The sequence below is a fragment of the Solidesulfovibrio alcoholivorans DSM 5433 genome (genome assembly GCF_000702665.1).
In the GTDB taxonomy this organism is placed as follows: domain Bacteria; phylum Desulfobacterota; class Desulfovibrionia; order Desulfovibrionales; family Desulfovibrionaceae; genus Solidesulfovibrio; species Solidesulfovibrio alcoholivorans.
In genome coordinates, this window is record NZ_JNJA01000001.1 from 274,626 (window position 1) to 298,808 (window position 24,183).

At 69.2% G+C, this 24,183-nt stretch carries 22 protein-coding genes; 15 read left to right on the forward strand and 7 right to left on the reverse strand.

The window, feature by feature from the left end:
• The first annotated feature begins 9 nt into the window (after positions 1-9).
• From Q368_RS0101200 to Q368_RS0101220, 5 genes are all read left to right on the forward strand, one after another.
• Positions 10-708 carry a hypothetical protein gene (locus Q368_RS0101200; protein ID WP_052359957.1) on the forward strand — a complete coding sequence of 233 codons (699 nt, stop codon included), beginning with the start codon at positions 10-12 and terminating at the stop codon, positions 706-708.
• A 91-nt stretch (positions 709-799) separates the two neighbouring features.
• The gene (locus tag Q368_RS0101205) at positions 800-2,398 is read left to right on the forward strand and encodes a B12-binding domain-containing radical SAM protein (RefSeq protein ID WP_029456909.1); all 1,599 of its coding nucleotides are present in this window, start codon (positions 800-802) and stop codon (positions 2,396-2,398) included.
• Positions 2,399-2,516: 118 nt separating this feature from the next.
• Positions 2,517-4,007 carry a B12-binding domain-containing radical SAM protein gene (locus Q368_RS0101210; protein ID WP_245611257.1) on the forward strand — a complete coding sequence of 497 codons (1,491 nt, stop codon included), beginning with the start codon at positions 2,517-2,519 and terminating at the stop codon, positions 4,005-4,007.
• A gap of 3 nt (positions 4,008-4,010) precedes the next feature.
• The gene (locus tag Q368_RS0101215; protein WP_052359958.1) at positions 4,011-5,021 is read left to right on the forward strand and encodes a glycosyltransferase family 2 protein; all 1,011 of its coding nucleotides are present in this window, start codon (positions 4,011-4,013) and stop codon (positions 5,019-5,021) included.
• A complete protein-coding gene (locus Q368_RS0101220) occupies positions 5,021-6,190 on the forward strand; it encodes a glycosyltransferase family 4 protein (protein WP_052359959.1) in 1,170 nt (389 codons plus the stop codon). Before Q368_RS0101215 ends, Q368_RS0101220 begins: the two co-directional genes overlap by 1 nt.
• Here the strand turns inward: Q368_RS0101220 and Q368_RS0101225 are convergent.
• Positions 6,118-7,767 carry a PAS domain-containing hybrid sensor histidine kinase/response regulator gene (locus Q368_RS0101225; RefSeq protein WP_029456913.1) on the reverse strand — a complete coding sequence of 550 codons (1,650 nt, stop codon included), beginning with the start codon at positions 7,765-7,767 and terminating at the stop codon, positions 6,118-6,120. The two genes, Q368_RS0101220 and Q368_RS0101225, sit on opposite strands and share 73 nt — an antisense overlap.
• Before the next feature lie 407 nt (positions 7,768-8,174).
• On the opposite strand from Q368_RS0101225, the gene Q368_RS0101230 reads away from it, so the two are divergent.
• Together Q368_RS0101230 and Q368_RS0101235 are read left to right on the forward strand one after the other, a co-directional pair.
• Positions 8,175-8,576 carry a Ros/MucR family transcriptional regulator gene (locus tag Q368_RS0101230; RefSeq protein WP_029456914.1) on the forward strand — a complete coding sequence of 134 codons (402 nt, stop codon included), beginning with the start codon at positions 8,175-8,177 and terminating at the stop codon, positions 8,574-8,576.
• A gap of 89 nt (positions 8,577-8,665) precedes the next feature.
• Positions 8,666-9,490: a phosphoadenosine phosphosulfate reductase family protein gene (locus Q368_RS0101235; RefSeq protein WP_029456915.1), complete on the forward strand. Its 825-nt coding sequence runs from the start codon at positions 8,666-8,668 to the stop codon at positions 9,488-9,490.
• Positions 9,491-9,515: 25 nt separating this feature from the next.
• Here Q368_RS0101235 and Q368_RS0101240 read toward each other — a convergent pair whose 3' ends face one another.
• Positions 9,516-9,914, reverse strand: a complete 399-nt coding sequence (locus Q368_RS0101240) for a peptidase associated/transthyretin-like domain-containing protein (RefSeq protein ID WP_052359960.1) — start codon at positions 9,912-9,914, stop codon at positions 9,516-9,518.
• Between the two features lie 74 nt (positions 9,915-9,988).
• Entirely contained in the window at positions 9,989-10,330 is a 342-nt protein-coding gene (locus Q368_RS0101245) for a hypothetical protein (protein ID WP_029456917.1), read from the reverse strand.
• A 158-nt stretch (positions 10,331-10,488) separates the two neighbouring features.
• Here Q368_RS0101245 and Q368_RS0101250 point away from each other — a divergent pair, with 158 nt between their 5' ends.
• Complete coding sequence (locus Q368_RS0101250) at positions 10,489-12,033, forward strand: class I adenylate-forming enzyme family protein (protein WP_029456918.1); 1,545 nt, start codon at positions 10,489-10,491, stop codon at positions 12,031-12,033.
• A complete protein-coding gene (locus Q368_RS0101255) occupies positions 12,015-13,241 on the forward strand; it encodes a DUF362 domain-containing protein (RefSeq protein WP_029456919.1) in 1,227 nt (408 codons plus the stop codon). Before Q368_RS0101250 ends, Q368_RS0101255 begins: the two co-directional genes overlap by 19 nt.
• 12 nt (positions 13,242-13,253) lie before the next feature.
• Here the strand turns inward: Q368_RS0101255 and Q368_RS0101260 are convergent, their stop codons facing one another.
• Together Q368_RS0101260 and Q368_RS0101265 are read right to left on the reverse strand one after the other, a co-directional pair.
• Complete coding sequence (locus Q368_RS0101260) at positions 13,254-14,345, reverse strand: glycosyltransferase family 2 protein (RefSeq protein ID WP_029456920.1); 1,092 nt, start codon at positions 14,343-14,345, stop codon at positions 13,254-13,256.
• Between the two features lie 66 nt (positions 14,346-14,411).
• A complete protein-coding gene (locus tag Q368_RS0101265) occupies positions 14,412-14,768 on the reverse strand; it encodes a DsrE family protein (protein WP_029456921.1) in 357 nt (118 codons plus the stop codon).
• 238 nt (positions 14,769-15,006) lie between these two features.
• On the opposite strand from Q368_RS0101265, the gene Q368_RS0101270 reads away from it, so the two are divergent.
• From Q368_RS0101270 to Q368_RS0101295, 6 genes are read left to right on the forward strand one after another with little or no spacing between them, the layout of a single operon-like run.
• Complete coding sequence (locus tag Q368_RS0101270) at positions 15,007-16,992, forward strand: proton-conducting transporter transmembrane domain-containing protein (protein WP_029456922.1); 1,986 nt, start codon at positions 15,007-15,009, stop codon at positions 16,990-16,992.
• A 1-nt stretch (position 16,993) separates the two neighbouring features.
• Positions 16,994-17,890 (forward strand): respiratory chain complex I subunit 1 family protein, encoded by an 897-nt coding sequence (locus Q368_RS0101275; protein WP_029456923.1) that lies wholly within the window; start codon positions 16,994-16,996, stop codon positions 17,888-17,890.
• 4 nt (positions 17,891-17,894) lie between these two features.
• On the forward strand, positions 17,895-18,536 hold the full coding sequence (locus Q368_RS0101280; protein WP_052359961.1) for a hydrogenase-4 component E: 642 nt from the start codon (positions 17,895-17,897) through the stop codon (positions 18,534-18,536).
• 6 nt (positions 18,537-18,542) lie between these two features.
• Positions 18,543-20,012 (forward strand): proton-conducting transporter transmembrane domain-containing protein, encoded by a 1,470-nt coding sequence (locus Q368_RS0101285; RefSeq protein ID WP_029456925.1) that lies wholly within the window; start codon positions 18,543-18,545, stop codon positions 20,010-20,012.
• A gap of 4 nt (positions 20,013-20,016) precedes the next feature.
• Complete coding sequence (locus Q368_RS0101290) at positions 20,017-21,501, forward strand: hydrogenase large subunit (protein ID WP_029456926.1); 1,485 nt, start codon at positions 20,017-20,019, stop codon at positions 21,499-21,501.
• Between the two features lie 10 nt (positions 21,502-21,511).
• Entirely contained in the window at positions 21,512-22,273 is a 762-nt protein-coding gene (locus tag Q368_RS0101295) for an NADH-quinone oxidoreductase subunit B family protein (protein WP_029456927.1), read from the forward strand.
• A gap of 426 nt (positions 22,274-22,699) precedes the next feature.
• Here Q368_RS0101295 and Q368_RS0101300 read toward each other — a convergent pair whose 3' ends face one another.
• Complete coding sequence (locus tag Q368_RS0101300; RefSeq protein ID WP_029456928.1) at positions 22,700-23,395, reverse strand: amino acid ABC transporter permease; 696 nt, start codon at positions 23,393-23,395, stop codon at positions 22,700-22,702.
• Between the two features lie 12 nt (positions 23,396-23,407).
• The gene (locus Q368_RS0101305) at positions 23,408-24,109 is read right to left on the reverse strand and encodes an amino acid ABC transporter permease (protein ID WP_029456929.1); all 702 of its coding nucleotides are present in this window, start codon (positions 24,107-24,109) and stop codon (positions 23,408-23,410) included.
• Positions 24,110-24,183: the final 74 nt, after the last annotated feature.

The following is a 24,183-nucleotide window of genomic DNA, read 5'->3' on the forward strand; positions in this document are numbered from 1 at the left end:
AAGGTGCCCATGGACGCCTTGGAGCCCTTTCCCGCCCTGCGCTCCCGCGAACAGATCGTCTCCTGGCTCACGCAAGAGGCGGCGCGCATACGGGCGCTCGACGCAGCGGCTCTTGAGGGCTGCGAAACCTTTTCCCTTGTACCGGGGGCGGAGTCTTCGCACCATCGCGGCGGGGAAGAGGATGCCGACAAGTTCGTCCTGGCGTTGCTTGCGGCGGACTGGGCCTGCTATGCGCAACAGGCCCACCGCGAGGACTACGCGCATCTGAAGCTTGCGGTATCCGTGTTTCCGAAGGGTTTCCGGCTGTGGCTGGCCCGGCTGGAAGGGCGATGCGTGCCTGTGGGGTATGCGGGTTTTCATCCGATAGCGCGGCGCACCTTTTCCCTGCTCAAGCGCTCCCCGGAAAACATTACGAGCCGCGAGTCGATCGCGCCGGAGCCGGAGTCGTTCGACCACGCAAACTATTTGTATCTATATAACATTGGGATCATAACGCCTTTCCAGAAATCGCACGTCAGCAAAGCGCTGATAAAGACCTTCGTGCAAGACATGGCCTCGGTCGCAAGACGCGGCCTGGCCGCCATCGCCGTTTCCCCGGATGGAGAGCGCGTCATCGAACGGTTCGGCTTGCGGAAATCCGGTTGCATCAGCCATGACGGCCAGAAGGAAATGGCTTATGTAAGCGAGGAAACGGACACTCTCCCCTGAAATGCCGGCCTGTTGCACGCGCGGGGCGCGCCGTCCCCGCCGGCGGTCCGAAGTTGCCGGCCCGAAAACCCGCAAAGGAGCCCGTCGCGCCATGGCCCGTCTGACCCTGCTCTCGCCCACGCCCCCCGACCTGTCGGCATTTGGCGTGCGCAGCCTGCAAGCCAGTCTCAAGGCCGCCGGCCACGACGTGCGACTCGTCCTTTTTCCGGGAAGCATCGGCCTGCTCCAGGAAGACGGCTCCTACGTCTACCGCTATCCCGAGCGCATCGTGGCGCAGGCGCTTACGCTCGCCGCCGACTCGGACCTTGTCGGCGTTTCCTTTTTCACCAGCTACTTCGACCGCGCCGTGCAGCTCACCCGGGCCGTGAAGGAGCGCCTCGGCCTGCCCGTCGTCTGGGGCGGCATCCACGCCACGGTGCGCCCGGCCGAGGGGCTCTCCCACGCCGATTACGTCTGCCGGGGCGAGGGCGAGACGGCGCTCGCCGCGCTGCTTGCGAACCTGGCCGCCGGCCGGCCCGCCGACGCCATTCCGGGCATATGGACGCGCCGGGGCGACGCGATCGTGGACAACGGCCTCGCTCCCCTCGTCGCGGACCTCGACGCGTTGCCGTTTTTCGATTTCACCGGTGTTGACCAGTTCGTGCACGCGCCGGAGGCCGGGGCCATCGTGCCCCTTTCCGCCGAGGTCCTCGCCCGCGCCCTGCCGCGCGTGCCCTTTCGCAACGGCCGGCTCCTGCGCGTCTACCGCACCATGACCGACCGCGGCTGCCCGCACGGCTGCGCCTACTGCAACGTCCCAACGGTCAAGGAACTCTTTCGCGGCGGCCCCGTGCCCTACTTCCGCAACCGCGGCGTGCCCCACGTCATGGCCGAACTGCGCGAAATCATTGCCCGCTACCCCTTCATCGAAGGCGTGCAGCTCTTCGACGACACCTTCTTTTCCCGGAAAATGGACTGGCTGGAAGCCTTTGCCGCGGCCTACAAAAAGGACGTCGGCCTGCCGCTTTTCTGCCAGGCCTCGCCCACGACCCTGGACGCCGCCAAGCTCGACCTGCTCATCGACGCCGGCCTGTGCTACGTGGAAATGGGCATCCAGACCGGCAGCCCGGCCATGCGCAAGCGCTTCCGCCGGCCCGAATCCGACGAACGCGTGCTGGCCGGCGCGCGGCTCCTGCACGAACGGCGCGGCCGCCTGCTGCCCCCGGACTACCACGTCATCATCGACTCGCCCTGGGAAAGAGCCGAGGACAAGCTCGACACCGTGCGCCTGCTGGCCAGACTGCCCAAGCCCTACGGCCTCGCCATCGCGAGCCTGCTCTACTTCCCGGAAACCGAACTCTACCGCCAGGCCAAGGCCGAAGGCCGCATCCACGACGAGGAAACGGAAATCTACCGCCGGCCCTTCTACATCCCGCCCCGGCGCGACTATCCGTCGTTTCTGCTCTACCTGCTCACCTTCCAGCACATCCCCGGCGCGCTCTACCGGGCGCTGCTCTCCCCGCGCGCCATAACTTTCTTCACCCGCACCAACCCGACCTGGCTCTACAAGCTCGCCTACCCGGCCGGCGAGGCCTGCCGCCTCGTCGCCAAGGGCGTCGCCGCCCTGGCCGGCGGCGACATCGGCCGCATCACCGGCTACTTCCGCCGCCTCCTGCGCCGCGACCCCGTCGCCGCCGGGCGCAAGGGGTGAGGGGGGGGAGGAGAGATGAGAAGATGAAGATGAAGAGGCCTCCGGCGGCCGGGGGGGATAATCCCCCCCGGACCCCCTTGATGGGGGAGAGGGGGAAAGTTCTATTATGGGAGACGGCATGATTGCGCAGCATTCGCCGATGTCCGTTCTGGTGCTCAACGCGCCGTTTCTGCCCCGGTTTTCGCGGCCCCAGCGCTCGCCCGCCGTGACCAAGTCCGCCACGCTCTATTTTCCGCTCTTCCTGGCCCAGGCCGCGGCCGTACTGCTCGCCGACGGCTTCGCCGTGGACCTCTGCGACGCCCCGGCCGACGGCCTCGACCTGCCGGCCGTGCTCGCGCGCGCGAGAAAGCTTGGCCCCGGGCTCGCCGTCATCGACACCTCCACGCCGAGCATTGCCGCCGACATCGACGCCGCCGCCGCCCTGCGCGAGGCCGTCCCGGACGTGTTCACGGTGCTCGTCGGCCCCCATGCCACGGCCCTGCCCGAGGAAGCGCTCACACGCCGCCCCGGCGCGGTCTGCGCCGTGGCCCGGCGCGAATACGACGACACCGTGCTCGAGCTCGCCCGTGTGCTTGAAAGCGGCCCCCCCACGCCCGAACGGCTGGCGAAGATCACTGGCCTGAGCTTCGTCGATGCGGCCGGCGCGGTGGTCCACAACCCGGACCGGCCCTATATCGAGGACCTCGACCGCCTGCCGCCCGTGGCCCCGGTCTACAAGCGCTTTCTCGACATCCGCCAGTATTTCAACCCCAACGCCAAGCCGCCCATGGTGACGCTCGCCACCTCGCGCGGCTGCCCGTTCCGCTGTTCGTTCTGCCTGCATCCCCAGACGCTGACCGGCCGCGCCGCGCGCTGCCGCTCCATCGACGCGGTGCTGGGCGAGGTCGCCTGGTGCCTGGACAACTTTCCGGGCCTGCGCACGATCTTTTTCGAGGACGACACGCTCACGGCCGACCGGGCGCGCTGCCGGGAATTCTGCGCCGCCATCGTGCGCCGGGGGCTTGCGTTCGAATGGTCGGCCAACAGCCGGGCCGACCTGCCCGCCGACGTCCTCGCCGCCATGGCCCGCGCCGGCTGCCGGCAGGTTTGCGTCGGCTTCGAGTCCGCCGATCCCGCCGCCCTCTCCTCCATGAAAAAGGGCCTCGGCACCGAGCGCATGCTGCGCTTTCGGGCCGAAGCCAGGGCCGCCGGCATCAAGGTCCACGGCTGCTTCATCTTCGGCTTTCCCGGCGACACCCGGGAGTCGATCGAAAAGACCATCGATTTCGCGCTGCGCTTGAACCCGGATACGGCGCAGTTCTATCCGGTCATGGTCTATCCCGGCACCGAGGCCTACGAGGACTACCGCGCGCGCGGCTTCATCGAGGCCGAATCCTGGCGCGACTGGCTCACCCCGGCGGGGCTGCACAACTGCGTGGTGCGCAACGAGACCCTCGCTCCAGCCGCACTCGTGCGCCTGTGCGACCGGGCGCGGCGGCGCTTCTATTTGCGGCCGTCGTTTCTTGTCCGCCGCGCCCTGGCCGCCGCGGCTTCGCCCGGCGAGATGGCGCGCACGGCCCGGGCCGCGAAGACCTTCGTCCGCCACCTGCTGCGCGGTTCAAGGGTCTAGGCCGTGGACAGCCTCGACGTCGCCGTGGTCGTGCCGGCCTACAACGCCGCCGCCACCCTGCCGGACACCCTGGCCGCCCTGGCGCGCCAGGCCTACGACGCGGGCCGGGTCACGGTCGTGGTGGTCGATGACGGCTCCACGGACGGCACCGCCGCCGTGGCCGCGCGTTTCGGGGCGACGGTCGTGCGCCAGGACAACCAGGGACCGGCCGCGGCCCGCAACGCGGGAGTTGCCGCAAGCAGCGGGGACGTGATCGTTTTCACCGACGCCGACTGCGTGCCCGAGCCGGATTTCCTGACCGCGCTGACCGCGCCGCTGCGCGCCGACCCGGACGTGGCCGGCGCGCAAGGGGCCTACGTCACCACGCAACGGTCGCTCACGGCGCGCTTCGCCCAGCTCGAATTCGAGGACCGCTACGCCTACGCCGCCCGGTTCCCCTGCCTCGACCTCGTGGCCACCTACGCCGCGGCCTTTCGCCGCGCGGTGTTCACGGAAGCCGGCGGCTTCGACACGGCCTTCACCAGGGCCGACAACGAGGACACGGAACTGTCCTACCGCCTCTGCCACCAGGGCCGCCGGCTGGTCTTCGCCCCCGACGCGCGCGTGGCCCACCGCCATCCCGCGACCCTTGGCCGCTACCTGCGCATCAAGGCCAGACGCGCCTTCTGGCGGCTGCGCGCCTGCCGCGAGCACCCGGAAAAGCTCGTGCGCGACGGCTACACCCCGCCCGTCATCCGCGTGCAGACGGCGTTCGGCGCGTTGTGCCTGGGGGGAATCGTCCTCTGGCCCGCGTGCGGCGGCGGCCTTGCGCTCCTTGCGGCGGCGGCCATCCTCGCCACGAGCCTGCCCTTTGCGCGCTTCGCCGCGCGCCGCGACAGGGTCGTGGGCCTGCTCGCGCCGGGATTTATTCTGGCCCGGTCCCTGGCCTTCGCCGCCGGGGCGCTTGTGGGCGCGGCCCGGCGTTTCTGGCCCGGCAGGGAGTGCCGCGCGCCCAAGCCGGGGGCGCGGCCGTAATGCGGGTCGGGCTCGACCTGCACAGCCTGTCCGGGCTCATGCAGGGCTCGCGCACGTACATGGCCAATCTGGCGCAACGACTTCCGGCCGCCGCGCCGGACATCGACTTCGTCTTCTACGCCACGGACCCGGACGCGCCCCATATCCGCGCACTGGCCGGCGACGCCCGAAACGTCGCGCGGCGCCCCATTCCCCACGGCCGCTTCGCCCGGCTCCTCTGGCCGTTCCCGGACAGGGCCGCGCGCGAGGTGGACGTGCTCCACTGCCAGTACGTGGGACCGCTTCGCGGCGGGCCGCCCACCGTGCTTTCCATCCACGACATTTTGCACGAATCCATGCCCGAGCATTTCCCCCGGGGCCTGGGCTCGCTCATGCGCCGGCTCTACCCTGGGAGCGCCCGGCGCGCGCGGCGGGTGCTGACCATTTCGGATTTCAGCCGCCGCGAGATCATCGCCCGCTACCGCGTGCCCGAGGAACGCATCGCCTTCGCCCACCTGGGCGTGGGGCCGGAATTTAAGCCGGTCGCCGAGCCGGCGCGCCTTGCCGCCATGCGCGCCCGGTTGGGCCTGCCGCCGGGGCCGTACATCCTGTCGGTCGGGCGCATCGAGCCGCGCAAGAACCTGCCGACCCTGGTCGCGGCCTACGGCCTCGTGCGGGAGCGCCTGGGCGCGGCCGCGCCGGCGCTCGTGCTGGCGGGCGGGCGCGACGGGCTTTTTGCGGAATTCTACGACCGGATGCGGCGGGAGGGGGCGGCGCGAGGCGTCTTCCTGCCTGGAACCGTGCCCCAGGAGGAACTGCCGGCACTGTACGGCGGTGCAACGGCGTTCGCCTACCCGAGCTTCGGCGAGGGCTTCGGCCTGCCCGTGGCCGAGGCCATGGCCTGCGGTGCGCCGGTGGTGGCATCGAGCGCCCCGGCCGTGCCCGAGGTGACGGCCGGGGCGGCGCTGCTCGTCGCCCCGACGGACACGCTGGGCCTTGCCGCGGCGCTTGCGCGCGTGGTCACGGACGAGGCGCTGGCCGGGGAATTACGGGCCAAGGGCCTCGCGCGGGCCCGGGAATTGACCTGGGACGCGGCCGTGGCCCTGGCCGCAGACGCCTACCGCCTGGCCGCGAGCGCCTCGCCGAGCACGCGGCTCAGGGTGCCGAAATCCACGGGTTTAGGCAAATAGGCGTCCATGCCGGCATCCAGGGCGGCCTGCCGGTCGTCGGAGCCGACGTGGGCCGTGGCGGCCACAAGTGGCACGCGCGGGTCGCGCACCACGGCCTCGCCACTGCGGATGGCCCTGGCCATGCTGTACCCGTCGTGATCGGGCATGCGCACGTCGAGCAGCACGGCGTCGAAATCCTCCGTTGCCAGCCGGGCCAGGGCCTGACGGCCGTCTTCCGCCAGGACCACGACACAGCCGAGCCGCTCCAGCATGGCCCGCAACGTCAGGCGGTTGATGGCCTCGTCGTCCACCACGAGGATGCGGCGACCGGACAACGCGGACGCTTCCTGCGCCGCAGGCGCGGCTTCCGCGGCGTCCTGGAGCAACGGAACGGCGCAGGCCGAAAACCTGATGAAAGGCAGACGCATCACCGCCGCGAGCCCGCCGCCGGCGGCCTCTTCCAGCTTGAGCTCCCCGCCCATGAGCCCGACCAGCCCCTTGGCCAGGGCCAGTCCCATGCCCGCACCGCCATGCTTGCGCGTCAACGTGGCGTCGGCCTGGAAAAAAGGTTCGAACACCTTCTCGCGCAGCGCCGCCGGAATCCCCCGGCCGGTATCCGTAATGCGGAATTCCAGCCGGACGCGGCAGCCGCACGCCTCGCCGTCCACAGGCCGCACGGCCAGGACGATGCGCCCGGCATCGGTGTATTTGACGGCGTTGCCCACGAGGCAGCACAAAATCTGGCGCACCCGACCCGCGTCGCCAAGGAGTTGCTGCGGCGTGGCCGGGTCCGTCTCCAGGCGCAACTCCAGACCCTTGGCCGTTGCTTCGTGGGCAAAGGCGGCCAGGATCGGGTCGAGGATTTCCGGAAGGGAAAAACACTTCTCGCTAAGGCCCAGAGTACCGCCATCCATTTGGGAGAAATCCAGGATATCCGAGAGAATACGCAAAAGCGACCCGGAAGCTTCCAAGGCCATGGCCAGATAGTCCTCCTGCTCGCGCGAAAGCGGCGTGGCCTTGAGGAGTTGCAGCATGCCCATGACACCGTTAAGAGGCGTGCGGAACTCGTGGCTCATATTGGCGAGAAAAGCGCTTTTGGCCTCGCTCGCGGCCCGGGCCTGGGCCAGGGCCGCGTTTATCGCCTCCTCGGCGGCCTTGCGGCGGCCGATGTCCTGGAGCATGATCTGAAAAAGCTCCCCCTGCTCGTCCAGGGCGCTGAAATCCACCTGCAACGCAAGCCACGTTCCGTCCTTGCGCCGGTAACGCCGCTCCACGGTGAAGGCCTTGCCGGCTTTGGCGGCTTCGATGCCGGCGTTGACGGACACCACGTCCAGGTCCTCGGGATGGATCAGCTCTCTTATATTCATCCTGCGCAGCGCATCGATGGCGTAGCCGAGCATCTCCGCCGCGCGCGGATTGGCATCGTGGATGTTGCCGCAGGGGTCGCCGAGCAGGATGCCCATGACCGAACGCTCGAAAAAAAGCGCGCAACGCGCTTTTTCCCGCTGCACAGCGGCCAGACGCGCCTCGAGCGCCGCGATCCGGCCTTCGGGAGAGGCATCCGCCGCGGGGAGGAGAAATGCGCAGTCGTCGGTCATTGCGTGCCGCCAGCGTGAAGGGTGGAACTGGAAGTCTGCACAGCGCTCGCCGCGACGTGTGAGATACGGTTTCCTTATGACACCGCTTCCGCGCCCTGGCAAGAAGCGCCTCGAAAAAACGGACTGCGGAAAAGCACTTGCGTGATACTGGCCACGGCCGCGCAGTACTGCGTGCGTTGTTGCCGTATGAATCAACACCAGCGCGCGCAACCCCTCTGGAATACGTCCTGGCGCAACCTCCTCGCGGTTTGTGCCTGTTTACAACCTGTATTTCATTTGCGCATTTTCACGCGGCGTATAGAAACGACTGGACGCAACCGGAAAAGTCGTGCTAAAAATCCTTGATTCCTACCTGTAGAGTAGGTATACGGCCTCTTTCCAAAACGACTGGTCACAAGAGGAAACACATGGAAGAGTATCTGCAAAGCGCGCTGGAAATCGTCAAGGCTCAAGCCGGCTCGCGGCCGATGACCGAAGAAGAGATCCTGAGCATGGTCAAATCCGTGGCAGGAGGCATCGCCGGCCTTGTGGGCGGACAGCTTCCGCCTGCCGGCGAAGAAGCCGCCACGCCGGCCATGGACCCGAAAAAGGCCATTAAGGAAGCCTCCATCGTCTGTCTGGAGTGCGGCAAGTCCTTCAAGGTCATCACCAAGAAGCATCTTGCGTCCCACGGCCTGACCGCCGAGGAATACCGCGCCAAGTACGGCTACAAGAAGACCCAGGCCCTGGCCTGCAAGTCCCTGGCCCGGGAACGCCGCGCCAAGATGAAGGACATGAAGCTCTGGGAGCGCCGCAAAAAGGCCGAATAGCCAACGAAAGACCGCGCCGCGCCCGGTCCTGCCGGGGCGGCACGCGCAGACGCGACGGCGGCATGCGCCGTTATCGCCTGGGAGCCGTTATGGATGACGCCGGGATGCTGGCCCTTTGGGGCATGACGCTGGACGAGAAGATCGCCGCCTCCAAGGCGGTGCTCGCCTCGGCCATGGCGCGCTTCGGCCGGGACTTCTGGCTGGCCTGGACCGGGGCCAAGGACAGCACGCTGGTCCTGTGGCTCGCCCGGGAGGCCTGCGCCGAAAAAGGCCTGCCCATGCCCCGGGTGCTGACCATCGACGAAGGCGACCCCTTCGAGGAGGTCACGGCCTTCCAGCAGCGCATGGTCAGGGAATGGGAGCTTGCGCTGACGACGGCATCCAACACGGAGGTCCTGGCGAAAAAGCCGCGCATCGGCGACTACATCGCCGTGGCCGACCTGTCGCCGGAGAGCCGGGCCGAGGTGGAGCGGGCAGGCTTCACCGGTCCGGGCTTTCCCTTCGACCCGGAATCCCCCGTGGGCAACCAGCTCATGAAAGTCGCGCCCATGAACGCGTTCCTGCGCCAGGCCAAGGTGGCCGCCCTGGCCACGGCCATCCGCTGGGACGAACACCCGGCCCGGGCCGGCGAGGACTACGAAAGCCCGCGCCAGGACCCGCCCCACCTGCGCGTGCATCCCATCCTGCACATGCGCGAAGCCGACGTGTGGGACATCACCCTCTCGCAGGGCATTCCCTTCTGCGAACTCTACCGCCAGGGCTACCGGAGCCTCGGCACCAAGACCGGCACCGAACGCAAGAGCGACCTGCCCGCCTGGGAGCAGGACCTGACCGACCGCTCCGGCGAACGCGCCGGCCGGGACCAGGACAAGGAAGAAGCCATGGAGCAGTTGCGCTCCCTGGGCTACATGTAGCGTTTCCCCGCCGCGCCGCCGGAGACTACCAGAGAAAAGCGAGACGGGACAGCCCGGTTTTCCCGACGACGACGTTTTGCGTGCGCGAAGCGCCGCGCGCCGTGGCCGTGACGGCGTAGCGGCCGGGCGGCAGGCGCAGCAGCAGGATCGGGCCCTCGGCCGTCAGCTGCGTCGCCACGGGACCGCGTATGGCCACAGGCACGTCGCCGAGATAGGCCCGGTCCGCCCGGGCGAATTCGAGCTTCAGGGAATACGCGCCGGCCATGGCGTCCATGGCCGCCCGCTCGTCGGTGCCGATGCCGCCGGTGACGTAGGGAATGCCCTCTGCCGTCGTCCGGGCCGTTTGCGCCGCCAGGGGCGCGGACAGGAGCAGGCACGCCGCCAGACAGATTCGGGACAGAAAAACCTTTGTTTCCCCAAGCATAAAAGCCTCCCCCGGGGCGGCTTCGCCGGGTTGCGCCCTGCGCCGCACGGCACGGGCCAGGACGTCGCCGCTGTCTACTGCGCCGGCAGCGTGGCGACGAAAAGGCTCAGCGATCCGTCTTCGTCCCGGTAGACATTGCCGGTCAAAGTGACCTGTTTCCCCTTGAAGCGCTTGTGAAAGGCCTCTTCGGTCTCCAGCGTGATTTCTTCCGGGGTCAGCACGAGGTAGGTCGTGCCCTCGTCCGTGGTGAGCAGCAGGCCGTCGCTATAGTCCTCTTCGATCACGCCGGTGATGCTCACGCCGGATTTTATCGGCCGCATGTCCTCGTCGGGCGTGGCCGCCAGGGCCAGGCCCGCCGCGAAAAGCCAGACCATCAGGATGGCCGTCGCCGCAACGGTCGTTCGCAACGTCTTCATGCCGCCTCCGCGCGACGTTTCGGATGGAGAAAATCCTGCCCCGGCGGGCGCGCGCCGCCGGGACGATTTGCCTTTATACCGGATCGGGCCGGTCGGCAATAACCCGCCAACTGCTCGGATGCCTTGCCAAAAAACATTTCTCCGGCGTATGTTGGGCCATGACCGGCAAAGCAAAACCCCACACCCTTTCCTGCGCCCCGCGCACGCCCCTGACCGGGGGCCTGTTCGCGTTGCTGCGGGCCTCGGCCGAGGCCGATCCCGACGGCGCGGCCATCCTGTGCGGCGAGGCCGTCGTGCGCCATGCCCAGCTCGCCGAGGACGTGGCCCGGCTCTCCCGCGCGCTGACCGCGCTCGGCCTCGACAAGGGCGCGCGCCTTGGCGTCTGGGGCCGCAAGACGACGCAAGCCGTGACTGCGTTCCTGGCAGCCGCCGCGGCCGGGGCCGTTTTCTTCCCCGTGGACCCCAACCAGCCCCCGGACGTCGTGCGCGCCGTTCTCGAGCGCCTGCGGCCGGCCGTGCTGTGCGTGGCCGCGGAATTTCTCCCCGCCCTCGAAGCGCTTTTCCCCGGACCGCGCCCCTTCGCCGTGGCGGTCATGGACGGGCCGGCCACGGGCGGCCTGCCCTGTCTGCGCGACCTGGCGGCCGGGCCCTATCCCGAAGCCCTGCCCGAGGTCGGGCCGGACGACCCGGTCTATTTGAACTTCACCTCCGGCACCACGGGCGCGCCCAAGGGCGCGGTGACCACGCTCGGCAACCTGCTGGCCAATACCGAAGCCAGCGTTTCCGCCTTCGGGCTGACTCCCGACGACGTGCACCTGTGCATGATGCCGGTGTTCGTCCATCCCCACGAGACGCTCCTGCGGCCGCTCGCCCTCGGCGGGCCCATGGTCCTGTGCGACCGGGTTTCGGCCAAGGCCGTGGCCACGGCGTGCCGCCGCCACAAGGTCACGGCCCTGATGGCCGTGGCCGCCATCTACGAAACCCTGCTGCGCCTGCCGGCCGGGGCGGACAACCCCCTCGCCACGGTGCGCGTGGCCGAATCCGGTGGCATGCACGTGCCCGCGGCCCTGGCCGCGGGGCTTGCGCGGCGCTTCGGCACGGCCATCCTGCCCGTGTGGGGCTCGACCGAAACCACGGGCGTGGCCCTGGCCAACCGACCGGGCGAGGCCCACGCGCCCTGCCGCCTGGGCCGGCCCGTACCGGGCTACGTCGTGCGGGTGCTGGACGAGGACGGCAACGACGCCCGGGACGGCGAGCCGGGCGAGCTGGTGATCTCCGGGCCCGGAGTCTGCCCGGGCTATTTCGGAGAGGAGCCCCGGCCGGAATTCCGCCTTTTCGGCGGACGGTTCCGCACGGGCGACATCGTGCGCCGCGAGGCAGACGGCGCGTACTTCTTCGCCGGCCGCCAGAGCATGCTGCTCAAGGTCGGCGGCATGAAGGTCTTTCCGGTGGAAATCGAGGAAGCGCTGCGGGCGCACCCGGACGTGGCCGAGTGCATCGTGGTGCCCGTGGCCGATGCGCTGCGCGGCGAGGCGGCCAAGGCCGTGGCCGTGCCGCGAACCGGCGCGACGCTTTCCCCCGGCGAACTGCGGCGCTACCTGGCGACGCGGCTGCACCGCATGAAAATGCCGCGGGTGATCGAGATCCGCGACGCCCTGCCCAGAACCCCAGGAGGCAAGATCGCATGGCGCGCCCTCGCGTAGCCCTGGCCTCGCGGCCAGTGCCGGAATCGCCCACGGAATTTACGGAAAAGAGCTTGAAGCTCGTGCGCGACCTCGTCGCGGAGGCCGTGGCCGCCTGCTGCGACCTTGCGGCCCTTGCGCGCGGTCAGGTCGTGCTGGTCAAACCCAACCTCGTGCGGCCCGATCCCCGCAACCCCTGTGCCGTGGTCACGGACGAGCGCGTGCTCCTGGCCGTCGTGGGGCTCCTTCGCGACGCGGGCGCGGCCAAGGTGCTGGTCGGCGACAACCCGGGCTACGGATTGTCGCTGTTCGAAGCCCTTGCCTGTATGGCGGATTTCACCCGCCGCGTCGCGGCCGCGGGCGGCGAAATCGTCTCCTTCGACCACTGCGGCAGCGAGGCCGTGCCCAATCCCGGAGCCTTCGTCTTCGACCCGGTGCGCCTGCCGCGCGCCCTGCTCGACGCCGACGTGCTGGTCGACCTGCCCAAGATGAAGACCCACGTGCACACGCTCGTGACCCTTGGCATCAAGAACCTCTATGGCCTCGTCTGCGACGACGAGCGCATGTTCAGCCACCGCAACGACATCAACGCCAAGGTGGTGGACGTGCTGCGCCTGGCCCGACCCCGGCTCACGGTCCTCGACGGCCTGTGGGCGGTGCAGGGGCAGGCCCCGCTTTCGGGCTCGGCCGTGCCGGACATGAACGTGATCGCGGCCGGCACGGACGTGTGCGCCGTGGACACGGTGGCGGCCGACCTCATGGGCATCGGCGCGCACGAGGTGGCCATGCTGCGTCTGGCCCGGCAGGAGGGGCTCGGCGAGACGGACCTCTCCGCCATCGAGGTCGTGGGCGCGGACCCGGCGGGGCTTCGCCGCGCGTTCGCCCGGCCGGTCATCGGCTGCGCCGGGGCCTACGACGCCGTGCGCGTGCACGAGGGCGGGGCGTGCATGGGCTGCCTGTCGGCGCTGCGCCATGCGCTGGACAAGCTCGCGGGCGAAGGGGCGTTCGCCGGCCGCAAGCCGGTCACGCTCTATGTCGGCGTGCCCATGCCCGAGCGGCGCAGCCTGTTGCGCCGCGACGGGGAACTGTGGTGCTTCGGGGCCTGCGCCGCGCCGCTCGCCTACGAAACCCACGGCCAGGCCCCGGCGGCGCACTGCGTGCCCGGCTGCCCGCCGCACATCCTCGACTTCTACAAGGCCTACAAGGCGCGCTACGGCAACGGGGCGTAAGCGTCCAAGCCCTTACGGCCGCCCGTCCATGAAGTGGAAATCGTGCCCGAGGGACGCTTCCTCGGCCAGGGCGCGGGGCAGGGCCGTTTCCTCGAGGTCGCGCAGGACGTCCGCGCCGACGATTTCGGCGAGGTAGGCGAAAATCGCCCCGAGCGCCCCGGGATCGCCCTGAGGGATGTCCTGCGCCGGGGACGCCAGGCCGCAATCCCCGGCCACGGTCCGCACGAGCAGCGGATACGCGGCAAAAGCCGCCGCAACGGCCGCCATGGCCACGCCCCCCGCGCCGCTTCCCGCAAATGCGCCCTCCAGGCGCGCGAACACGGCCGCGAATTTGGCCAGCGCCAGGTAGACGAGCAGCGGGCAGCCGCATTCGGCCGCAATGGCCTTGGCCTCGTTGAGTTCCAGGGCCATGACCTTCAGGATGGCCGCGGGTTCGCCCTGGGCGATGAGCGCGGCGTAGGCGTCGGCGAGATAGAGCGCGTCGCGGCGCACGCACTGCGCCCGGCCGATCCGCCGCGTCTGGAGCACGGTTCCCCTTTCGGGCAGGGCCACACGCCAGCCGCGCTGCCGCACCTTGCGGCAGAAATGCCAGTCCTCGTGGGTGGCCCGGTCGTAGTCCCCAAGCCCGCCCACGGCGTCGAAGACGTCCTTGCGCATAAGCCAGAGGCCGCCCCGGGCGAACCCCCGCTCCTCCTCCCCGGCCTTGGCCAGGGAGGCGAAGTGGCGCGCCGCGGACAGGCTGTCGCCGTGGTTTTTCTCGAGGATGCGCGCGCCGACCAAGCCGACGCCCGGGTCCCGGGCGAGCTCCAGCGCGCCGTAAAACCACAGCGCGTCCCAGGCGATGTCGCTGTCCGCGGACAGAATGTAGGGCCCGGCGGCCCGGGCCAGCCCGCTGCGCTTGGCAAAGGCCGGGCCCTGGTTGGCCGCGTGGCGCACGACGAGCTGCCGGTCGGCGAAGGGACCGGGCGGTGCGACAAACGGCGCGTCCGAGCCGTCGTCCACGACCACGACCTGGCCGACGACGGAAGAAAACCGCTCGAGGCGGCGCAACAGGGACAATACGAAGCCGTTGTCGTTGTACGTGTAGGTGACGACCGAAAGCATCACGCCCGCCCCTTGCCGCGCTGGCCCGGACGGCGCGATCCGCAACCGTCTCCTGCCAACCGCAGCCTACAGCGAAATCACCTTGGATTCGGCGGCGAGGTCGATCAGGTCGGCGGCGGTGCTGATCGCGTAGCCCTGGGGCAGGTCGTCCGCGCCGATCATGCGGGATGCGGCGCATGGTTTGCACACGAGGATCTTCACGCCCTTGGCCTGCAACTCCCGGATCTGGTCGATCATGGCGTCGCCCGTGGGGATGCGCACGTTTTCGGCCATGCCAAGGTTGGCCCAGTACACGGCGTCGTCGAGCAGGAACACCGTGACGTCGTGCCCCTTGCCGGCCGCGACCTTGGCCAGGAACATGGCGCGCACCGCCCGCACCGGGGCTTCGGGACCGCAGGACAGGGTGACGAGAAACTTGGCCATAGCGCCTCCGTATTGGATCTGTTTCAGGGAATGCCTACCACGTGAATCAAAAATTCAAGTATTTCGACGATACGCCGCCCGCTTTAGATGATCAAGCAGGCGCGCGTCGCCCGCATCGGGTTTGCCGGCCCGGCGCATTGACATGTCTTGCCAATGGGCATAGCCAACAGCATTTTCCAATATCCTGGGACCAAAGACGCTTTTTGTTGTCGCAAGGCCCCATGACGAGGTTTTTCCCGTGGAATGGCTTCTCGTCTCGGTCGCGCTTTGCCTTGCGGGCGCACTGGCCTCCCTGGCCGCGGGCCGCGGTTCGGCCGCCAATCTGGCAGGTGCGGCGGGCGCGGTCCTCGGCTGCCTGGCGGCGCTCGCCGCCGTGCTGGGCGGGCCTTTCGACGCCGCCGTCGGCCTGACCCTGCCCTGGGGGCTTCCCGTCGGCGCGTTCGCCCTGGGCCTCGACCCGGTCAGCCGCCTGTTCCTGCTGCCGGTGTGCGTCCTTGGCGCGGCGTGCGCCGTTTCCGGCGCGGCCGCCCTGGGCGGGGAGCACGGCAGCACGGAACGCACCGGCCCCCACTGGTTCTTCTACAACCTGCTCCTGGCGGGCCTCGTCCTGGTCATGACCGCCCGGGACGCGGTCCTTTTCCTCATCGCCTGGGAACTGATGTCCCTGGCCCCGTTTTTCCTCATCGCCCACCACGATGAGGAAGCCGAGGTCCGGGAGGCATCCTGGATCTACCTCGTGGCCGCGCATCTCGGCGCGGTGTGCGTCATCGCCTTTTTCGTCCTGCTGTGGGCGGGCGCGGGCCAGACCGGCTTCGACGCCCTGCGCCTGGCCACCGCCGACGGCCGGCTCGCGGCCCCGGCCGTGCCGTTTACGCTCGCCCTTATCGGTTTCGGGGCCAAGGCCGGCTTCGTGCCCTTCCATGTCTGGCTGCCCGAAGCCCACCCGGCCGCGCCGAGCCATGTCTCGGCCGTACTCTCCGGGGCCATGATCAACGCCGGGCTCTACGGCCTGTGGCGCGCCCTGGAGCTGCTCGGCCCCACGGCTCCCTGGCAGGGCTGGACGCTCGTCGCCCTGGGCTGCGTCACCGCCCTCTCCGGCATCCTCCAGGCCCTGGCCCAGGGCAACCTCAAGCGCCTGCTCGCCTATTCCAGCGTCGAAAACATGGGCATCATCCTTTTGGGCATCGGCGTCGGCTGCGTGGGCCGCCAGGCGGACGCGCCCGCCGTGGCCGCGCTGGGGTTTTGCGCCGCGCTTTTCCACATGCTCAACCACGCGGCCTTCAAGGGCACGCTCTTCCTGTGCGCCGGCGAGGTGCTCCATGGCGTGGGCAGCGTGCGCCTGGCCCACCTGGGCGGGCTCGGCAAGCGCATGCCGCTCGTGGGCGCGGCCTTCGCCCTGGCCGCGGCCGGCATCGCCGCCCTGCCGCCCCTGGCCGGGTTCGCCGGCGAGCTGACCCTGGCCGTGGCCATGTTCCACGGCCTCGACCTGCCCGGGCTCTTGCCCAAGGCCGGATTTTCCGCGGCCATGGCCGCCCTGGCCGCCGTGGGCGGCTTCGCCCTGGCCGCCCTGGCCAAGGCCGAAGGCATGGCCTTTCTCGGCGAGCCCCGCACGCCGGCCGCAGCCGCCGCCCATGCGCCGGGCAACGACGCCATCGCCCCTATTCTCCTCCTGGCCGGCTGCTGCGTGGCTGCGGCCGTGGCCGCGCCGGCGCTTTTTTCCCTGGCCATGAAGGCCGCCCTGACCTTCCCCGGCTTAGACGCCGCCCCGGCCCGCGCCGCGGCGGCCAACGCGCAAGGCATGCAGGGAGGCGTCGCGACCGTGCTCGGCGTCCTGCTCGTGCTCGTGGCCGTCATCCTTTTCTTGCGCCGCCGCCTGCTCGCCGCCACCGGCGTGCGCCGCGAGCCGACCTGGGGCTGCGGCTACGCCGCCCCGACCGCGCGCATGCAGTACGGGCCGGCCTCCTTTGTCGAACCGGCGGCGCGGCTGCTGTCCGGCCCCATGGGCCAGACCAGCCGACTGGACATGGCCCCTGGCTATTTCCCCGCCGGCGCGCGCCTCGTCGTCGCGGCCCCGGACCGGATCAAGAACGCGGTGTTCACCCCGGCCTTCGAACTGGTGGCCAAGGCCTGCGACGCCCTCAAGGTAGTGCAGCACGGCCGGGTCCATCTGTACATCCTTTACGTGCTGGCCACACTGGTCCTGCTGCTGGCCTGGAAGCTTTGACATGCAGCCTTTGCTCCATCCCCTCCTGGCCCTGCTGCTCGCCCCCCTGCTCCTCGGCATCATCAACCGGGTCAAGGCCCGTTTTGCCGGACGCCAGGGCAGGCCGCTGCTTCAGACCTATTTTGACCTGGCCAAGCTCCTGCGCAAAGGAGTGGTCATAAGCCGCACCGCTTCCTGGATGTTCGCCGCAGGGCCAACCGTGTCCCTGGCCGCCGTCTGTTGCGCCCTGCTCCTGGTCCCGGCCGGGGGACAGGCCGCGACCATGCGCTTCACCGGGGATTTCATGCTCATGGCCTACCTGCTCGGGCTTTCCCGGCTGGCCCTGGTGCTGGCCGCCCTGGACACGGGCTCGAGCTTCGAGGGCATGGGCGCAAGCCGCGAGGCGGTCTTTTCCGCCCTGGCCGAGCCGGTGCTCTTCCTCTGCTTCCTGTGCCTGGCCAGCCGCAGCGAAGGGCTTTCCCTCTCGGCCATGCTCGTCGGCCCCGGCCCTGCCTTCGCCCCGGAAGGATTTTTCGTGCCGGCCATCCTTTTCGTGCTGCTCCTGGCGGAAAACTCCCGCCTGCCCGTGGACGATCCCAACACCCACCTCGAGCTCACCATGATCCACGAGGTCATGGTCCTCGACCACAGCGGCCCGGACATGGCCGCCATCGTCTACGGCGCGGCGCTCAAACTCTGGCTTTTCTGCGCCCTGACGGTCGGCTGCCTGCTGCCGCTTAGGGGGCTGCCGCCCCTTGCCGCCTGGGGCGTCTGGCTTGGCGCCATGGGCGCGACTGCGGCGCTGGTCGGCGTGGTGGAATCGGTGATGGCAAGGCTTCGCCTCACGCGCGTGCCGCGCCTTCTGGGCGGGGCCGGCGGGCTCGCCGCCCTGGCCCTGGTCCTGACCTTGTGGAGGTAGGCGCGTGGAACTGTTCCAGTCCGTCATGGTCGCCCTGCTGTGCTGCAATTTGGCGTATCTCGCCATCTCGCGGCTGCGCGTGCTCATCCGCCTGACCGCGGTGCAGGGGGCGCTGCTTGCCGCCGTGCCGCTTCTTTTCTCCGGCGCTGCCGCACACGGCCACGCCCTGGCCTTGTCGTTTGCCGTCTTCGCCATCAAAGGCGTGGGTTTCCCCTGGCTGCTTGCGCGCACGCTTTCGCGGCTCGAAGTGAACCCCGTGGTGGAACCGACGCTCGGCTTCCACCTCTCCCTGATCGCCGGAGTGTCCGGACTGCTCTTTTCGCTCTGGCTGGAAACGCGCCTGCCGTTTCCGCCCGGGCTGTTTCCGCCGCTGCTTTTTCCGGCCGCGCTGACCACCATCTTCGCCGGCCTGACCCTGGTCGTGGCCCGCAAAAAGGCCCTGACCCAGGTCATCGGCTACCTCGGCGCGGAAAACGGCATCTTCCTGCTCGGCACGCCGCTCTCCGGCCAGGGATCGGTCTGGCTGGAACTGTCCGTGCTCCTCGACGTGTTCGTGGCCGTCTTCGTCATGGGCATCGCCATCCACCACATCAACAAGACCTTCGAGTCCATCGACGTCGGACGGTTTTGCAGCCTGCGGGACTGATGCCCCATGCTAAGCGCCCTGCTTCTCGTCCCGATTTTGGCCGCGGCCCTGTGCCTGGCCCTTGCCGCCGACCGGCCCCGCCGCGCCGTGCTCATTTTCGCCGCCTGCCTGCACACGGCGCTTGTCGCCGCCACGTTCGCCGTGCCGCCGCATCCGGCCTGGGGCGGGCTGCTGGAACTCGACGCCCCGGGACAGCTGTTCCTGTCCCTGGCGAGCCTGCTGTTTCTCGCCGCCGCCATCTACGCCACGGGCTACCTGCGCGCCGAAGGCGCCGGGGCCAAGCGCGACTTCCAGGACGGCTCCATGTTCACCAACGCCCCGGAGCGCATCTTCACCGCCTGTCTGTGCCTGTTCCTGGCCGCCATGACCCTGGTCGCGTCCACGCGCAACCTGTCCGTGCTCTGGGTCGGCATCGAGGCAACCACGCTCTCGAGCGCCCCGCTGATCTATTTCCACCGCCACCGCCGCTCCCTGGAAGCGACCTGGAAATACCTGCTCATCTGCTCGGTGGGCATCGCCCTGGCGCTGCTCGGCAACATCCTTTTCTCCGTGGCCTTCTTCGACCAGGCGAGCCCGCTGGCCTCCATGGACCTCGCGTCCATGCTGCCCCGCGCGGCTGTGGCCGGAAAACCCTGGCTCAAGGCGGCGTTCATTTTCCTGCTCGTCGGCTACGGCACCAAGATGGGGCTCGCGCCCATGCACAACTGGCTGCCCGACGCGCACAGCCAGTCGCCGTCCCTGGTTTCGGCGCTTTTGTCCGGGGCGCTGCTCAACTGCGCCTTCCTCGGCATCCTGCGCGCGCACCAGATCCTCGGCGCGGCGGGCATGGCCGACTTCAGCGGCGGCCTGCTCGTCCTGTTCGGGCTCTTCTCCATGGGACTGGCCGCGGTCTTCATCGTCGGCCAGGGCGACTACAAGCGCCTGCTCGCCTATTCGAGCGTCGAACACATGGGCATCCTCGCCCTTGGCGTCGGCATCGGCGGCGCGGCCACCTTCGCGGCCATGCTCCACGCCGCCTGCCATTCCCTGACCAAGGGCGCGCTGTTTCTCATTTCCGGCAACATCCTGGCGCTCTACCACACGCGCTCCTGCCACGACGCCAGGGGGCTTTTCCGCGCCCTGCCCGTGACCGGGGCCTTGTGGGCCGCCGGATTCCTGGCCATCTGCGGCTCACCGCCGTTCGGCATTTTCGTCAGCGAACTGCTGCTGCTGCGCGCCATGTTCGCCGGCGGCCATAGCGTCGCGGCCGTGTGCTGCCTGGCCTTCCTGGCGATCATCTTCGTCGGCATGTCCGTGCCCGTGGTGCGCATGGTCCAGGGGCCGGTGCCGCCGGCCGTGCATCCGCCGCAGACGGAACCGGCCATTGCCTGGGGGCCACCTTTGGCCTTGCTCGCCCTGGCGCTCGTCCTCGGCCTTTACCTGCCCGCCCCCCTCGGGGCCTTCCTCACCCGCGTGGCCGGGGCCATCGGAGGCTGACGCCATGGAATTTTCCCATACCCAAAGCCTCGCCCTGGCCGAGATTCCCGTCCTGCCCCTGGAAGCGTTCCGCCAGCGCGTCCTCGACCGCGTGGCCGCCGGCTGGCGCGTCATGGCCCTGTTCGGGCTGCCCGGACAAGGCGGCGTGGGACTTGTCGCCCTCACCGGCCGCGACCACGACGGCCGCCTCGCCGTGTGGCGCACCGGACCTCTCTCGGTCTATCCGAGCCTCACACCCGAATGCCCGCAATGCCACATGTTCGAGCGCGAACTCTTCGAGCAGTGGGAGATCCGGCCCGAAGGCCATCCCTGGCTCAAGCCCGTGCGCTTTACGCCTTCCTTCGTTTACCCGGACGGGCCGCGCCCGGCCCCGGGCGTGACCGAGCAGTTCCGGGTGCGCGGCGAGGACGTCCACGAAGTGGCCGTGGGCCCGGTCCATGCCGGCATCATCGAACCCGGGCACTTCCGCTTCCAGTGCTACGGCGAAAACGTCATGCACCTGGAAATAAGCCTCGGCTACCAGCACCGGGGCGTCGAGCGCCTGCTCATGGGCGGCCCGGACCTGCGCACGCCGCACCTGATGGAGACCGTGGCCGGAGACACCAGCATCGGGCACAGCCTGGCCCACGCCGCGGTCATGGAGAGCCTGGCCGGGGAACCGGCCACGCCGCGCGGGCGCTGGATGGCCCGCCTGGCCCTGGAACTGGAGCGGCTGGCCAACCACACGGGCGACCTGGGCGCGTTCGCCGGGGATGTGGGCTACCTGCCCACCATGTCCTACTGCGGCCGCATCCGGGGCGATTTCCTCAACATGACGGCGCTGCTGTGCGGCAACCGCTTCGGCCGGGGCCTCGTGCGCCCGGGCGGGGCGCTTTTCGACCTCGACGACGCCACGCGCGACGCGCTGGCCGCCCGCGTCGAGGCCGGACGCCGCGCCGCGTTCGGAGCCTGCGAACTGCTTTTCGTCTCCTCCACGGCCCTGGCCCGCTTCGAGGGCACGGGAACCCTGGACGCGACCCAGGCCCTGGAACTGGGCCTCGTCGGCCCGCCGGCCCGCGCCTGCGGCCTGCCCCGCGATGCGCGGCGCACCTTTCCCCTGCCCGGCACAGGCCCCCGCGACATCCCGCTGTCCCTGCACGATTTCGGCGACGTCTACGCCCGGGCCCTGGTGCGCCGGCTGGAAATGGAAACCTCCCTGGATTTCCTGGACGCGGCCCTGGCCGATCCGCCGGACGGACCGATCCGCCACGCCCTGCCGGCAACGCTGCCGCCCGACCGGCTGGCCGTTGGCCTCGTCGAGGGCTGGCGCGGCGAAATCCGCCACGTGGCCGTGACCGGCCCGGACGGCCGCTTCGCCGCCTACAAGATCATCGACCCCTCCTTCCACAACTGGTTCGGTCTGGCCGTGGCCCTGCGCGGGCAGCAGGTTTCGGATTTCCCCTTGTGCAACAAGAGCTTCAACCTGTCGTACTGCGGCAACGACCTGTAGGGACGCCAGCATGTTTCGCATTCTGCTCGAACGCCTGCGCCAGGGACGGCGCACCGTCGCCTTCCCCAAAAGCGTGCCGCCCCTGCCGCCGCGCTACCGGGGACGGCCCGAGCTGACCGACGGCCCCTGCGCCGGGGACTGCGCCGCCGTCTGCGCCGGGCTGTGCCCCACGGGCGCGCTCGGCACGGACGATAAGGGCCTCTTTCTCGACCTCGGCCGCTGCATCCTCTGCGGGGTCTGCGCCGCCTGTCCGGGCGGCCGCGTGCGCTTCACGGGCGACCACCGCATGGCCAGCTCCAACCGCCAGGGCCTCGTCCTGCGCCCCGGCACGAAACCGGACGTCGCGCCCCTCGCCCCCGAGCGGCGCAGCCTCTTCGCCCGCTCGCTCAAATTGCGCCAGATCAGCGCCGGCGGCTGCAACGCCTGTGAAGCCGACATCAACGTGCTCGGCACCGTCGTCTTCGACCTCGGCCGCTTCGGCATCGATTTCGTAGCCTCGCCCCGCCACGCCGACGGCGTGGCCGTGACCGGCCCCGTGACCGAAAACATGCGCCAGGCCACGCGCGACACCTTCGACGCCGTGCCCGATCCCCGCATCGCCGTGGCCGTGGGCGCCTGCGCCATCTCCGGCGGCCTCTTCGCCACAAGCCCCGAAACCCACGGCGGCGCGCCCGCCGTGCTGCCCGTCGATCTCTTCATCCCCGGTTGCCCGCCCCATCCCCTCACGATCCTTGACGGACTGTTGCGGTTGCTTGGGGTGAAAACGCCCTAGGACGAAGTGAGAAAGGGAAGGGGCGCGAAGGGATGGGATGGGATGGGAAGATGCCTCCGGCGGCCGGGGGGGATCATCCCCCCCGGACCCCCTGGGCGGGGGATTGGGTCAGCGGGTGGAAACGTGGTCGAGGGCGGGAGTGCGTCGGCGAGGCCCGTCGCCCCTTCGGGGCGAGTTTGACGGAATTTTACTGACCTGATTTCTTAAAATGCGGCGCTTCGCCGCTGGCGCCCGTGGTCGCGGAAATGAGGCTGCCGTGCTGGCCGGCTTTGCGGCCTGCGGGGCAGCCCCATTTCCGCGACCACAGCCCCCGACGCCCCGTCCAACGACCGTCCCACTCCTCCCCCGTCGGGGAGGTCCAGGAGGGGATCATCCCCTCCTGGCCGCCGGAGGCATCTTCTCTTTCTCTTCTTCCCCTCTTCCTCACTAACGTCCGCGCGCCTGGTAGCGGTTGATGTGCCGTTCCAGCCAGCGTGAAAGTTCGGTCAGGCAGAAGCAGATCACGAAATAGAGCAGGGCGATGGTGATGAAGATTTCGGTGGGTGCGGTCAGGGTGCGGTTGTTGATTTGCGTGGCGGCCTTGGTCAGTTCGTTGACGCCGATGATAAACGCGAGCGAGGTGTCTTTCGTCAAGGAAACGAACTGGTTGACGAAGGACGGGATCATGTTGAAGAGCGCCTGGGGCAGGATCACGTGGATCATGGCCTGGACGTGGGAGAGGCCTGTGCCCCGGGCGGCTTCCATTTGGCCTTTGGGCAGGGATTCGACCCCGGCGCGGACGATTTCCGCGATGTAGGCGCTGGTGAAGACGATGAGCGCGACGAGGGCGCTTTCGGCCTCGGGCAGGGTTTTGCCCAACAGCACCGGAGCCAGGAAGTAGAACCAGAACACGACCATGAGCAGCGGCGTGCCGCGGATGATCTCGATGTAGGCCATGGCCGGCCAGCGCAGCCTGCGGTTCTTGGCGATGCGCATGAGGCCGATGCCGAGCCCCAGCCAGAATGCGCCGAAAATGCCGCCCACGGCGAGGATGGCGGTCATGGCGAGGCCACCGAGCGGCCCCTTGGGAAAGGCCCCGATGAGCAGGTAGTCGAAGTTGTTGGCGACGACGTTCCAGTGCATGGCGCGTTCCCCCTAGTGCGACCGCACGCGAAGCACGCGCCGGTTGTAGAGGTTGACGCCAAGGGAAACGAGCAGGGAGATGCACAGGTACATGGCTGTGGACACGGTGAAGGCCTCGAAGCCGTGGAAGGTGTGCGCCTCGATCTGGCGGGCCATGTAGGTCAGGTCCATGACGCCGATGGTCATCACCAGCGACGAGTTCTTGATGAGGTTCAGGAACTGGGAAATCAGCGGCGGAATGATGACGCGAAAGGCTTGCGGCAGGATCACGTAGGCCATGGCCTGGGTGAAGGACAGACCGCAGGCGCGCGAGGCCTCGAGCTGGTTTTTCGGGATGGAGAAGATGCCGGAGCGGATTTCCTCGGCGATGAATGCGCTGGTGTAGACGGTGAGCGCGATGACCCCGCAGGCGAATTCGAAGTCGCGCTGGTAGAGCCACTCGTTGACCACGTTCGGCAGCACGTTGTAGGAGCCGAAATACCAGAAGAAAATCTGGACCAGCAGCGGCGTGTTGCGGAAAAATTCGGTATAGGAAGCGCTGAACCAGACCAGCGGCCTGACCTTGGACAGGCGCAGCACGGCGATACACGTACCGAGCGCCAGGGACAGGACGATGGAGATGGCGGAGATGTGCAGCGTGGTGACGAGGCCGGACACGAGCCACTGCCCGTATTCGCCGCTGACCACCTGGCCGAAGTCGAATTGGTACGCCAAGGAAGTTCCCCAAACCCTCGATTGTCGTTGCCCGCCGCACGCCGTCCGCGCCGGCCGGATGACTCCGGCCGGCG

Coding starts and splice junctions, on each gene's coding strand:
- Q368_RS0101200 (WP_052359957.1), top strand. CDS start 10: ATGGACGCCTTGGAGCCCTTTCCCGCCCTGCGCTCCCGCGAACAGATC.
- Q368_RS0101205 (WP_029456909.1), top strand. CDS start 800: ATGGCCCGTCTGACCCTGCTCTCGCCCACGCCCCCCGACCTGTCGGCA.
- Q368_RS0101210 (WP_245611257.1), top strand. CDS start 2,517: ATGATTGCGCAGCATTCGCCGATGTCCGTTCTGGTGCTCAACGCGCCG.
- Q368_RS0101220 (WP_052359959.1), top strand. CDS start 5,021: ATGCGGGTCGGGCTCGACCTGCACAGCCTGTCCGGGCTCATGCAGGGC.
- Q368_RS0101225 (WP_029456913.1), bottom strand. CDS start 7,767: ATGACCGACGACTGCGCATTTCTCCTCCCCGCGGCGGATGCCTCTCCC.
- Q368_RS0101230 (WP_029456914.1), top strand. CDS start 8,175: ATGGAAGAGTATCTGCAAAGCGCGCTGGAAATCGTCAAGGCTCAAGCC.
- Q368_RS0101235 (WP_029456915.1), top strand. CDS start 8,666: ATGGATGACGCCGGGATGCTGGCCCTTTGGGGCATGACGCTGGACGAG.
- Q368_RS0101240 (WP_052359960.1), bottom strand. CDS start 9,914: ATGCTTGGGGAAACAAAGGTTTTTCTGTCCCGAATCTGTCTGGCGGCG.
- Q368_RS0101245 (WP_029456917.1), bottom strand. CDS start 10,330: ATGAAGACGTTGCGAACGACCGTTGCGGCGACGGCCATCCTGATGGTC.
- Q368_RS0101250 (WP_029456918.1), top strand. CDS start 10,489: ATGACCGGCAAAGCAAAACCCCACACCCTTTCCTGCGCCCCGCGCACG.
- Q368_RS0101255 (WP_029456919.1), top strand. CDS start 12,015: ATGGCGCGCCCTCGCGTAGCCCTGGCCTCGCGGCCAGTGCCGGAATCG.
- Q368_RS0101260 (WP_029456920.1), bottom strand. CDS start 14,345: ATGCTTTCGGTCGTCACCTACACGTACAACGACAACGGCTTCGTATTG.
- Q368_RS0101265 (WP_029456921.1), bottom strand. CDS start 14,768: ATGGCCAAGTTTCTCGTCACCCTGTCCTGCGGTCCCGAAGCCCCGGTG.
- Q368_RS0101275 (WP_029456923.1), top strand. CDS start 16,994: ATGCAGCCTTTGCTCCATCCCCTCCTGGCCCTGCTGCTCGCCCCCCTG.
- Q368_RS0101285 (WP_029456925.1), top strand. CDS start 18,543: ATGCTAAGCGCCCTGCTTCTCGTCCCGATTTTGGCCGCGGCCCTGTGC.
- Q368_RS0101290 (WP_029456926.1), top strand. CDS start 20,017: ATGGAATTTTCCCATACCCAAAGCCTCGCCCTGGCCGAGATTCCCGTC.
- Q368_RS0101295 (WP_029456927.1), top strand. CDS start 21,512: ATGTTTCGCATTCTGCTCGAACGCCTGCGCCAGGGACGGCGCACCGTC.
- Q368_RS0101300 (WP_029456928.1), bottom strand. CDS start 23,395: ATGCACTGGAACGTCGTCGCCAACAACTTCGACTACCTGCTCATCGGG.